Origin of the sequence: Polaromonas glacialis (assembly GCF_000709345.1) — a bacterium.
Taxonomy (GTDB): domain Bacteria; phylum Pseudomonadota; class Gammaproteobacteria; order Burkholderiales; family Burkholderiaceae_C; genus Polaromonas; species Polaromonas glacialis.
Genome location: NZ_KL448328.1, coordinates 1,998 through 13,368 on the forward strand (window position 1 = coordinate 1,998; position 11,371 = coordinate 13,368).

Annotated in this window: 12 protein-coding genes and 2 pseudogenes; 6 read left to right on the forward strand and 8 right to left on the reverse strand. The window is 62.9% G+C overall.

The annotated features are described in order from the left end of the window. Positions 1–2: 2 nt before the first annotated feature. Together EC86_RS26760 and EC86_RS30305 are read left to right on the forward strand one after the other, a co-directional pair. Positions 3–1,021: pseudogene (locus EC86_RS26760) on the forward strand (IS701 family transposase). After that, positions 987–2,321, forward strand: coding sequence for a hypothetical protein (locus tag EC86_RS30305; protein ID WP_232230061.1), 1,335 nt, complete (start codon positions 987–989; stop codon positions 2,319–2,321). The pseudogene EC86_RS26760 and the gene EC86_RS30305 overlap by 35 nt, the downstream one beginning before the upstream one ends. A 348-nt stretch (positions 2,322–2,669) precedes the next feature. On the opposite strand, the gene EC86_RS0124945 is transcribed toward EC86_RS30305, so the two are convergent. The 5 genes from EC86_RS0124945 to EC86_RS0124965 all read right to left on the reverse strand — a co-directional run bounded on the left by EC86_RS0124945 (position 2,670) and on the right by EC86_RS0124965 (position 5,644). Then, positions 2,670–4,004, reverse strand: a complete 1,335-nt coding sequence (locus EC86_RS0124945) for a lytic murein transglycosylase (RefSeq protein ID WP_156955517.1) — start codon at positions 4,002–4,004, stop codon at positions 2,670–2,672. A 10-nt stretch (positions 4,005–4,014) separates the two neighbouring features. Beyond that, positions 4,015–4,185 carry a hypothetical protein gene (locus tag EC86_RS29295; RefSeq protein WP_156955518.1) on the reverse strand — a complete coding sequence of 57 codons (171 nt, stop codon included), beginning with the start codon at positions 4,183–4,185 and terminating at the stop codon, positions 4,015–4,017. Between the two features lie 205 nt (positions 4,186–4,390). Further along, complete coding sequence (locus tag EC86_RS0124955) at positions 4,391–4,798, reverse strand: single-stranded DNA-binding protein (protein ID WP_029528455.1); 408 nt, start codon at positions 4,796–4,798, stop codon at positions 4,391–4,393. A gap of 142 nt (positions 4,799–4,940) precedes the next feature. Next, entirely contained in the window at positions 4,941–5,363 is a 423-nt protein-coding gene (locus EC86_RS0124960; RefSeq protein ID WP_029528456.1) for a PIN domain-containing protein, read from the reverse strand. Beyond that, positions 5,360–5,644 (reverse strand): hypothetical protein, encoded by a 285-nt coding sequence (locus tag EC86_RS0124965; protein WP_029528457.1) that lies wholly within the window; start codon positions 5,642–5,644, stop codon positions 5,360–5,362. The genes EC86_RS0124960 and EC86_RS0124965 overlap by 4 nt, the downstream gene beginning before the upstream one ends. Before the next feature lie 490 nt (positions 5,645–6,134). Between EC86_RS0124965 and EC86_RS0124970 the strand changes: the two genes are divergently transcribed. The 3 genes and pseudogenes from EC86_RS0124970 to EC86_RS30715 form a co-directional block, all read left to right on the forward strand. Continuing rightward, positions 6,135–7,148, forward strand: coding sequence for a tyrosine-type recombinase/integrase (locus tag EC86_RS0124970; protein WP_029528458.1), 1,014 nt, complete (start codon positions 6,135–6,137; stop codon positions 7,146–7,148). A gap of 9 nt (positions 7,149–7,157) precedes the next feature. Further along, entirely contained in the window at positions 7,158–8,306 is a 1,149-nt protein-coding gene (locus EC86_RS0124975; protein WP_029528459.1) for a hypothetical protein, read from the forward strand. Between the two features lie 113 nt (positions 8,307–8,419). Beyond that, positions 8,420–8,631, forward strand: a pseudogene (locus tag EC86_RS30715) (IS701 family transposase); the annotation flags it as partial. Between the two features lie 19 nt (positions 8,632–8,650). Here the strand turns inward: EC86_RS30715 and EC86_RS0124990 are convergent. Together EC86_RS0124990 and EC86_RS0124995 are read right to left on the reverse strand one after the other, a co-directional pair. After that, positions 8,651–9,262, reverse strand: coding sequence for an IS630 family transposase (locus EC86_RS0124990; protein ID WP_198026741.1), 612 nt, complete (start codon positions 9,260–9,262; stop codon positions 8,651–8,653). Continuing rightward, positions 9,189–9,722, reverse strand: coding sequence for a helix-turn-helix domain-containing protein (locus tag EC86_RS0124995; protein ID WP_029524030.1), 534 nt, complete (start codon positions 9,720–9,722; stop codon positions 9,189–9,191). Before EC86_RS0124995 ends, EC86_RS0124990 begins: the two co-directional genes overlap by 74 nt. A gap of 597 nt (positions 9,723–10,319) precedes the next feature. Between EC86_RS0124995 and EC86_RS0125000 the strand changes: the two genes are divergently transcribed. Next, positions 10,320–11,030 carry a phage integrase family protein gene (locus EC86_RS0125000; RefSeq protein ID WP_232230062.1) on the forward strand — a complete coding sequence of 237 codons (711 nt, stop codon included), beginning with the start codon at positions 10,320–10,322 and terminating at the stop codon, positions 11,028–11,030. Positions 11,031–11,041: 11 nt separating this feature from the next. On the opposite strand, the gene EC86_RS29720 is transcribed toward EC86_RS0125000, so the two are convergent. Beyond that, positions 11,042–11,371 (reverse strand): integrase core domain-containing protein (locus EC86_RS29720; RefSeq protein ID WP_029528462.1); only part of this gene is annotated, 330 nt, incomplete at its 5' end.

Consider the following 11,371-nt stretch of genomic DNA (forward strand, 5'->3'; position numbering starts at 1 on the left):
TGCTGAGCAGCTTTGGAGCGACAACAGCGACGGGGCTGTCGGCCATGGTGCAGGGCGATGTCAGCCATGACCGGATTACCCGGTTTTTATCCGGGCAGGACTACACGTCAAAGGACTTGTGGCGCCAAGTCAAGGCGATGGTTCGTGAAGTGCAGGATGTCCAAGGCGTGCTGATTTTTGACGACACCATCCAGGAAAAGGCGTGGACGGACGAGAGCGATTTGATTTGTTGGCACTTGCGAACCATTGCAGCGGTCGCACGGTCAAAGGAATTAACCTGCTCAACGCGCTGTACCACTGCGACGGCAGGTCCATTCCAGTAGCCTTTGAACTGGTGCAAAAGCCGCTCCAATGCGACCTGGTGAGCCGCCTGGTCAAGCGCAAAAGCGAGAAGACCAAAAATGAAATGATGCGCCAGATGATCCATGCCTGCTTGCAAAACACCTTGCAATTTCACTTCGTGCTGATGGACAGTTGGTTCTCCTTCGAGGAGAATTTTGATTTCATCACGAGCCGGGGCAAGCATTTCATAGCGGCACTGAAGGACAACCGGCTGGTGGCGTTGAGCCAGGAGGACTGGAAGAAAAAGCGTTTCGTGCGCGTAGACGAGCTGCAATTTCCAGAGCAAGGCGCCGTGCAAGGCTGGCTCAAGGGGTCTGCCAGGGCAGTCCGTTTGGTCCGCCAGGTCTTTAAAAACCAAGACAGCAGCACCGGCACATTGCACCTGGTTTGCAGTGACCTCACGTGCGACTATGACGCCATCACCACGACCTACAAAAAACGGTGGCAAGTGGAGGTGTTTCACAAATCCTTGAAGTCCAACGCAGGCATGGCCAAATCGCCAACGCAGACGTTGAGAACCCAAAGCAACCACGTCTTCATGGCGATTTATGCCGTATTCAAACTTGAATGCCTGAGCGTAAAAAGCAAGATAAACCCTTTTGCTTTACGGTTCAAACTTCTCATCAATGCCACCCGCAGCGCTTTTGACCAGCTTCAGAAATTTCAAGCTGCTGCGTAAGGTCAGTGAGCATGAAGCCTTCCAGGAAGTCGTGGTCATGCTGCGCACCTTCGAGCAGGCCCGCCTAACCGTCAGCGAGAAGACGGCGCTGCCCAGCAGCACTCTAAAACTACTGGCCGAAAGACTTGTCGGCGGCGACTTCTACCCTGTGGCGGAGAAAACAGACAAGTGGGACCAGACGATTGGCCCGATCAAAGCCTTTGCCTGGCCTATGCTGCTCCAGGCCTCTGGCTTGGCGCTGCGCACCGGCACGCGCCTGGCGCTGAGACCGAGCGGCGTCAAAGCCCTGAGCGCGCCTCCTGCAGACGTGCTGCGCATGCTGTGGCGCAAGTGGCTTAAAACCACGCTGCTCGATGAATTCAGCCGAGTGGATGCCATCAAGGGGCAAAGCGGCACCGGACGCGTGATGAGTGCCGTGCCCCCACGGCGCGCTGCGATCGAAGCGGCATTGCAGACGTGCGCGACCGGACGATGGGTGCGACTCGATGATTTTTCACGGTTCATGCGGGCAGCCGATCACGTCTTTGCAGTTGCCCATGACCCCTGGAAGCTGTACCTGGGCGAACGTCAGTACGGCAGTCTGGGGTATGACGGCTCCCATGGATGGGACATTTTTCAAGACCGCTACATGGCGGCCGTATTGTTTGAATATGCTGCCCCGCTCGGCATCGTCGATGTGTCCTACGGTGACCCTGCTCAGGGGCATGATGACTTTCGGGATATGTGGGGCGCCGACGAACTGCGGTTTTTGAGCCGTTACGATGGGTTGAACAGTTTCAGAATCACTGCGCTCGGGGCTTACATACTGGGGCGGGAGGCCACCTACCAACCAGTGGCCCAGCCCAGCCATGTGGCCATTTCGGTGATGCCAAGCCTGCAGGTCAAACGGGTGCGCGGAATTCTCAGCCCACAAGACACGCTGTTGCTTGAACTCTGGGCAGAACCGATACAGGACGATATGTGGCATCTGGACCGCCAAAAAGCCGTGGCCGCCATCGAGAAAGGCCCCGACATCGCGCTGCTCAGGCAATTTTTGGAAAATAACGACGACCTGCCGTTGCCGGAGTTGGTCGAATCGTTTTTGCTTCGCTGCGCACGAGATGGCCAGGCACTCAAGACTGGCGCCAGCGCAGTGCTGATCGAATGCCGAGACTGCGAAACCGCTGACAACGTGGCCACGCACAAGGAGACGAGCGCGTTATGCTTGCGCGCCGGGCCCAAAACTCTGGTGGTTCGCAATGAACACGTGGGCAAATTCCGGGAGCGAGTGCATGTCCTTGGGCTCGGGTTGGTGTCCTGACGAGCGTCTGTTGAACCCACTCGCATTTTCACCTATGCTGCTTCTAGGCAGTGGGAACGTTCCTTCGAGATGGGGGGAACTGGATTCCAGGAAACGGGTACTTGTGAACGTCAGCTCACGCTGTAATGCTGCCGATCAAGAGGTTGGCGGTTACCGCCTGCAAAGGACTGACTGTAAGCTTAGCCATTCGAAATTCTCACGTCAAACCCGACATCGATTTTTTCACTCTGACCGTCAGCCGCATCCCCGTTAGTCTTCCAAGTCCAGGACCGGCTGTCTGCGGTCAGTTCCCACTGGACGATGCGGACGCTGCCGGGCAAGAACCCGGCACTGAACTGCCCAACGGCCTCAATGCGCAGCGGCGCCTTGTTGCTGCAGGCGCTGCAGCAGTTCCTCGGTCGGATAGCCGTCGGCCGGCAAGCCCAGGCTGCGCTGGTAGTGGCGAACGCCGCGCTGCGTGGCCGGGCCCATGACCCCGTCGGGTGGGCCGCTGTCAAAGCCGCGCGCGCTGAGCGCCGTCTGCAGCGCCAGCACCTGGCTGCGCGACAGCGGCATCAATTCGCGCGGCCAGGCGGTCTGCACTGCGGGGCCGCCCGAGAGCTGCTGCGCCAGCAAGCCGACGGCCAGCGCATAACTGGTCGAGTTGTTGTAGCGCAGAATCGTGCGAAAGTTCGCGCCGACCAGGAAGGCCGGCCCGCGCGCGCCAGCCGGAAGCAGGATCGAAGCTTCCTCCAGCGCCGGCAGTAGCGTGCCGTTCATCGATTGCACCCCCTCGGCCGCCCAGGCCAAAGTTGGCTGGCGCACCTCCAGATCGGCGCGCGCGTAATCAAATCCCGGCGGCAGGCGCACCTCGATCCCCCACAGCTGGCCGGCCTGCCATCCCGCGCGTGTCAGGAAGTTCGCGGTCGAGGCCATCACGTCAGGCACGCTGCCCCAGATGTCGCGCCGGCCATCGCCATCAGCATCGACCGCATAGGCCAGGAAGTTCGAGGGCAAGAACTGTGTCTGGCCCATTGCGCCAGCCCATGAACCGATCATTTGCGCGCGCTCGATGTCGCCGCTCTGGAGGATTTTTAAGGCCGCGAGCAACTGGCCACGCGCCCACGCCTCGCGCCGCCCTTCGAAGCCGAGCGTCGCCAGCGCGTCGATGGTCGGGATGTCGCCCACAAAGCTGCCGTAATTGCTCTCCATGCCCCAGATCGCGACGAGGACCTCGGCGGGCACGCCGTAGCGCACGGCCATCGTGTCGACAACGGGGCGCAGTTCGAGCAGCTTGTCCTGGCCACGGGTGACGCGCTGCGGCGATAGGGCGCTGTCGAGGTAGTCCCACACCGCGCGCGTGAATTCTGGCTGAGCCCGGTCCGACGCGATGACGCGCGGGATGAGGCGGACGTTGTCGAAAGCGAGATGGAGCGTAGCCTCGTCGATGCCGGCTGCGCGTGCGCCGGTGCGGAACTCAGCCACCCAGCGGGCGAACTGCTGGCTGCGCTCGACCTCGTCGACCACGGCTACAGCCTGGGGTGGGGCCGGGCTGTCGCTGAGCTTCGAGGGCGCCGGTGCCTCGGGTGGGATTGGTGGTGGTATGGAGGCGCAACCCGCCACGGCCAAGATCGACAGCCATGCGGGGACAAGCCAGCGGCGGGCTGGTGCGGGAAAACCAAGGGGGATATGCATTCGCTGCATTCTCGCCGTTTCATAGGGCGCCGCCGCAAAACGCGAGATAGATGCCGCTAAGCCGCCACGCGACCAGGGCCCGCAGCGCATCGGCCAGGTGTTCGTCCTTATCCAGCAAGCCGGTGCCCCCAAACGCGGTTTGCGCCACCAATGCGTTAATCACAAGCCACTGTGGGCGCAAGGCCCTCATGGGCGCTCGTGCTCGACCGCTTGGTAGTTGAAGCGCGGCCGGTGGGCGATACGGCGCTTGCCCGTGATCAGGGGCGCCTGCCTGGATTGACCAACAGCCCTCGCTACGCCGCTTTGGACAAGGATGGACACAGCGCGCAGGAGACGGCGATGATCCCAATGTCAGCTGCAGCACACAGTGAAATGCAACGCCAGCGCCGTGCCGCTCAGAAGTCCAGCGGGCTCCCATCGTCAAGCTCATCACGCTCATTGTGCTGGTTTGGCGGATGGGATTCGGATGGGTCATGCGGCCTGCGCTCGAGCGCCCTGCGCTTGCTCGTCACATGGTAGGCCGTGAGCACCTGGCTGGCCACCAAGTCCAGCGCGGGCCGGGCAATACCCTCGCGGTCCGTCCACGCCTTGGGCGTCAAGGTGCCGGCCAGCGCCACGGCATCGCCCTCGCCCAGGGCCAGCAACGCCTCGCAAGCGGCCGAGCTGAAGGCAATGACGTTGACGAACACATCGGCGTCGCTGATATAGGCGCGCACCTTGGCGACCACGAACGGTTTGCCCGTCTTGGAGATCTTTTGGGCGGGCTGGCCGTGCAGCTTGCCCGATACCAGGGCTTCGATCATTGGGTCGCCTCCCCAGGGAAAGGATTGATGACGCATGGGGGTTCCATGCGGCTCATCGAAGGATAGCCCAAGGTGGCGAGCACTTGGGCCTCCGTGTCGTGACGTCCACCATGATGCCCCCGCCTAAGCAGCCGGGCGGCAATCATCCCGCCAGATACAGCGCCACCCGGTCACTGGTCCACGTGGCCACGCCGGTGCCAAAAAAGTCGGCATCCTCCGTCCATACCGGGCAGCCCAGCATCACCGCGCAGGCCAGAACAGGCCAGTCATCCGCATCGCGCATGGCAATTCTCTGAAGGGCTTGATGTTGCAGGCCCGCATACAGGTCAAATTCGAGAGGCCGGACAATGGACGCGAGCGTGTCCAGCACGGTCAATGCCGCGGCGCCGCTGACACCGCGCTTTTCCAGCAGGGCAGGAAGGTACTTGCGCGCATCCGCATACGCCACGTCAGGCGAGAAGAATTTGACAGTGGCCGCATGCTCAAGAAGGAGCTGGCGCACCCGCTGGCCCAGCACAGCCCGGATCAGGATGTTGGCGTCGAGAACGATCGCCTTGCCATTCATGCTGGCCCAGCCTTGAGCTTTTTGCGGGCGGGTGTCTGCTGGCGCGCGGCCTTGAATTCAGTCACCACCTCGTCCAGGTCAACGCGCTGCGTGGCCAGCAGCTGGTCGAGCACCTGGCTCGCCTGCTTCAGCGCCGCAATGTCCGCATCTGCCTGGCCTTGCGTGGGGATGAAATAGCCGACAGTCTGCCCATGGCGCGTGACGGCCACGGGCGTGCTCGAGGCGATGAACTCGGCCATGCCAGCGCGGAATTGCCGAATGCCTACTTTGGTGGTTTGCATGGTTCTGTCCTGTGGTTTGATTCGAATGAATGTGAATCCTAGTGTACACAAATTCTTCCATCAGCGATAGCAAGGGCACGGTTTGACCGGCCATAGGCAATGCTATTGACCCCGCAGAGACGCGCAGCAATTGCTTTGTTTACCAGAGAGACCTCGCCATAAAGCAGATGCCTGCTTTGGAATGAAATAACGGGCACGAGAGGGGGTAAATAATCGGGCGGCTGGAATCTTCAAAGCCCCCGGTGCATTGGTTTCGAAGTCAGTGCGGCTGATGCTTTGTCTAGAAACACTGTAATTGCATTTACAACAAGACTCCATACCCAATACCCCTGAACGACCTCACCGCCCGCGCCTTGAGGGGGAGCGAAGGGGAAATGAGGAAAACCAAAGGCGGGCTTCGCGGTTTGGCAGAAGGTGGGCATGGGGCAAGCGGGGTATGATTTGGTGGCCAGATTTGTTGTAAATGCAATATTGATTTTGGAGTCATGGGATGCTTGATGTGACCGCTGCGGACCCCGACGCGTTCTTTGCGTCCTGGCAGGCTGCCCGACTGACCCGCTCGGACCTCAAGTCCATGGGCGCGGCCGGCTTGACCCAGGCTTCGCTGGTCTGGCGTCACTGGCTGGCGTTTTGCACGGTGCACGGCGTAGCCTGGTATGAGGCGCAAAGCGCGGACATCGCCCGGTTCTGCCAAGCCATCGGCCCGCGCTCTTCCCTGAAGAAAACCTCGCCCGTCACGCGGAGGCGCTACTGGCGCGTGCTGCGCGACCTGTATGCGCATGCGCTGGCGAGGCGCCTCGTCGCGGTCAACCCGGCCGAGGGCGCCCAGCCGCCGGCCACCGAGCGCGTGCCTTCGCTGGCGCTGTCACTTCCCATGTGGACGGCCCTGCACGAAGGCCTCTATGAAGGTTTTCCCGGCGGCGACGACTTCAAGGCCAGGCGCAACCGATTGGCGCTGCTGCTCATGATGCGCGCCGCGCTCACCGTGCGCGAGATCATTGGCTTGACGCTGGACTGCGCCCAGATTTGCGCAAGCTTGCCGGAGGTGAGCGCGGGAGCGGACCCTTTGTACGCCCTACGCGTACGAAAAGCTGGCGGCGGGCACGAACGCGTGTTGCCACTCGACCTGGAGACCAGCCGGGCGCTGCACGCCTGGCTTGAGGTGCGCCCGGTGGGCCTTCCTGCCCTGCATCCGGGCAGTCGCCTGGTCGTGGGGGACCGCATCGGGCGCAGCATTGCACCCAATGGCCTGTACAACATCTGTCAGGCGCACCTGGCGCGCTGCCTGGTGGAAAAAGGCTTGCTGGCCGAGCAGGCGCCCCACGCCACGCTCGATCCGGGCGCGCTGGCCCACATGGGGCCCAACACGCTGCGCAACACCTGCATTGCCGGGTGGTTCAACGCCGGCGTGCCTTTGCAAGAGATCCAGCGCCGCTGCGGCTTCAAAGACGCCAGCGTCATGAGCCGCCTGGGCGCGCACCTAGTCAACTCCTTTCCGCTCTGAGAGACCAGCATGCAGCCAACAGGAAGCCCCAAGAGCCAGGACGCGGCGCTCGAGCAGCTGTGGCGTCAGGTGTGCGCCTCGCGCGGCACGCCCGCGCCCGATCCGGCGGGGCTTGTCCGCTTCATGGAGGATTTGGAAACGCATGCGAGGGAAAAGCTCCAAAGCGTCCTGCTTCTGGCCGCGCGCGGCCGGGAACCGCCGGGCGAGCTGAGCGTGCTCAGCTGGGCAGCTGGCTGCACGCACCCTGCCCTGCTCGAGCGCTTGGCCGCCCACGGCCTGGCATTCACCAGTGCAAGCCTGTTTGCCTGCGGCCTGAAACTCCGGGCTGAAGGCTGGGACATGCAACACCGGATCGCGCAGCTGGCAGGCAACCCTGCGGACGTGGACACGCTGCGCGCTTTGCTGCCCGCCGCGCTGCCCGTGGAGCCCGGTGAACCTGAATCGGGCCAGCACAACGAGGCCGGGTCCGGCGGCCATGAAGAGATGGCCGTGGACAACCCATTGTTCCCCTGGCCCTATGACGACGGCCCGCCCGATGGCCAAGCGTCCGGCTGGGAGGGGGAACCCATGGGCGCAATGGATGAGTCGCCGGCTGTGTCAAACCCAGCGACGGTCCTGCCCGTGCTGCCCACGCGCTTTGCGCGCCAGCGGCCCGATGCGCTCGCCGGCCCGGCCAGCGCCGCAGGTGGCGCCCCGCACGAGCCCCGGCTGCGCTTGCGCCTGTTCGGCAAGGCGGCGGCGCACACGCTGGAAGTCACCCCCCACCGCCGGGGCGGCGATTTTATGGGCGTGCATGTGGTGAGCATCGACTCGGCCCATGCCCTGGGCACCGGCGGGGGCTACGCCTGGGAGCGCAAGCTGGTGCTCCAGCTTACCCCTGAGGAAATGCCCGCCGTCATCGCCACCTTGATGGGCTTGACGCCCTCGGTGCGCTTTGGCCACCACGGCGCGAACCGCGACAAGTTTGTCGAGGTGCGGCGCCAGGAAAGCGGGTTGGTAATGGTCACGGGTGACAAAACGTTCAGCTACGCGGTACCCGTGCCGCCCACCACCGCCTGCTACGTGCTGGACCTGTTTTGCCGGGCCATGGCCATGGCCGCCCCCGGGCGCAGCGCCTCGGACGTGCTCATGCTGGTCAAAAGCGCGCATGGCTTTTGACGGTCATCAGGTCAGGTAAAGCCTTGGTTTCCGGCAATGCCGCCGCGCATCGAAACGGCGCCAATATTGGTGTCAATGCCGGATCGATCCAAGCGGCCGAAAATCTCTGCCCCAGCTTGAAGTCTCGCTTCTTGCTGATGGACTGCTGGTTCGCCTCGAAGGAGAACTTTGAGTTCATCACGGACAAGCAGTCCCACTTCATTGCGGCGCCTTATGGAACAACCGGCTGGTGGCGCTGAAAGAGGAGGACAAAAAACCCATACGTTTTGTGCGGGTAGACGAACTGCATTTTCCAGAGTACACCGCCGTACTGGGCTGGCTCAAGGACTAATACCAATCCCGTGTCATGAAATAACCGAAGCCGAGGGCAGCACTGCCCAGCTGCGGGAGCACAAAGAGCGGATGGCGCCAGGGATTTGCGTGAAGGCATTCCAGGCGTCGCAGCAGGCGTCAACAATCTGCTCGTAGCCGTCGTAGCAGCGGTTGGCCAAGTGCCGGTCGCGTAGTTGCGCCCACACCTGCTCGGCCGGGTTGAGCTCGGGCGACCCCGCTGGCAGCGGCAACAATGAAACGTTCGGGAACTGCGGCAGTTTGGGCGTGGTGTGCCATCCCGCGCGGTCCAGCACCAGCACGGCATGGCGTCCCGCAGGCACCGCTTCGCTCAGGACCTGCAGATGATGGCTCATCGCCTCGGTATTGGCGTGCGGCATGACCAGACCGATGGCACTGTCCTGCCGTGGACAGACGGCGCCAAAGATGTACGCCGATTCGGACTGCTGCTGGCGCACCACCCGGGGCCGCGTTCCCTTGCGCGCCCACAGGCGCGTTTGCGTGCCGCGCTGGCCGATGCGCATTTCATCCTGGAACCAGATGTCCACCTGTTCAGGCGCAACGCCTGGCGGCAGCGTTGCGGCGACTTCCTGGACGAAGTTTTTTTTTGAATTCGGCTTGTGCAACCAGATCGGCGTAGGGACTGACGGCGCGGGCCGAAATCCATACCAGCCCCAGGCGCTTCATCAGGTCATACACACCGTTCAGGCTGTAGGCCACGCCAAACTGCCCGGCCAGCAACTGGCGGATGTCTTCGCCCCGCACCCGACCGCCGCCGCGTTCGCCCTGCAGTTGCTCGACCGCCTGGCGAAACGCTTCCTCCTGTGCTTTGGCAAGGCGCTGCGTGCTCCAGTCATGCGGCATGCCGGCCAGACGGGCCACGCCGCCAGCGAGGAACCATTGCACCCAGCGCATGACCGCGTGGCGGGTCACGCGCAATGCAGCCGCCACTTCGGTATAGCTCTTGCCGTCCTTTAGGTGCGCCAGCGCGATCAGGCGCAGTCGCCGGCGCCCATCCTTTTCCTTGTGGGCCAGTCGGTCGAAATCATAGGGCTGCAGCTGATCAATGATGTGCTGAGATAACATTTTCGTAACCTCCTGCGAGAGCCAATATGTCTCAGACTCCGATCGCTGGCTTTGGTTCTTTGTCTGTCGGGATTGGTATTAGCCATTGAAGAATTGGACGCGACAACAAGTCTGACACCCGGGGCACTCGCCTGTGTGAGGTGACGTCCCTCCCAAATTCCCCGCTCACTTCTAAACGGGCGTCAGGCCGCTCTCGGCTCAGTGCTCTGACCTAAATTTGACGAACTCGCCCAGGGTCAGGACGCGTCCCGCCGGCGGTTTACCCCTGCGCGTGAAGGGGCGTTGACACCGGGGGTGGACAGGTCCAGAATTATTTTCAGATAGTCAGGCAGCGATTACTTTGTGGCCCATCAGCCGGACTGGCGCAGCGTACGGGCTTGGCTCATCAGGGCGCATCGCCACAAGTGGCGTCAAGCCTTGGACGAGCGAAAAATTCCATCAGCAAACCCAGCATTGTGCCCCACTGCCCTAAGATAAGTGCAATTATCTCAGGGTAAAATAATGCAGTCAAAATTGAGATCTGACGCTGGCCACGCACTGTCCTGAGGCTGCCACCTGCGGCCTAGATCCCTCTGCAGACCGAACTTACCCCCATCCATGACACCATCCCCCTCCTCCGCAGCGCCAAGCGGGCGCTTCGTGCGCCGCCTGGGGCCGCACCACTTCGCCTACCTGCGCGCTTGTGCCGAAGGCCTGGACCTGGCCGACTGCGCCCGGCGCTATCTTGGCATCGAGCACGGCCATGAAGCGAGGACGGCGCACCAGGAAGCGGTCGACGCGGTGCGCGCCGTGGCCAGGCGCCAGGGCGACACCGCCTGGCGTCTGGTGGGCCTCACCATCCGGGCGCCACAAGGCACACCGCGCCCTTCGCTCGACGCCTTTGCGCAGCAGCACGGGCTGGACGGCTTTTCCGAAAGCGAAGTGCTCAAGCTCTACACCGAAGCGTTTCCCCTGGAGCGTCAAGCCGCGCGCGGCCAGCGCCTACGCGAGCGCCAGCTCACGCTCTTGCGCCGCCTGGAGGGCCTGGCCGCCGAAACGCCGCAGCCCACCGACCTGGTGGCTGGCTGGTTCGACGAGGCCTTGGCAGCCAAGCTCGTGATCGCAGGCCTCCTGACGCTGGGCGCGCTCAACGCCCGCATCTCGGCGGGCGGGCGCTGGTTTGCTGCGCTGCCGGCAGTCGGCATCGCCAAGGCGCGGCGCATCGAGCGCCACCTGACCACGCTGCTGCCGCGTGAGACGCAGCCCACTAAGCCGCTGTTTGCGCTGTCGGCCACGCCGGCGGTGGCTGTCAAGGAAGTTGTCGCCTGAAGTGAAGTGAGTCAGGCTACCTTTTGAGTGTTTCGAAGCTCCTTGATTTGTGGGTTTTCTGGGTTGAGGTGCACGACATCGACATGCGCCCACTGGCGAGCCTGTCCTGACCAGCGCTGAGGATTTTCCTGGCGGGCCCGTTCATAGACGAGCGCACGCTGCGCAAGCAGGCCTCTGTCCAGGCCGGCATGGCGCTGCGCTGGTGTTACGAAGCCGATGGCGCTGTGGCGATGCTCGTGGTTGTACCAATGGGCCAGCTCGGTGACCCAGCGCCTTGCGGCCAGCAGGTTCTCGAACGGCTTGACCGGCAGTTCGGGGCGGTACTTCAGGGTTCTGAATGC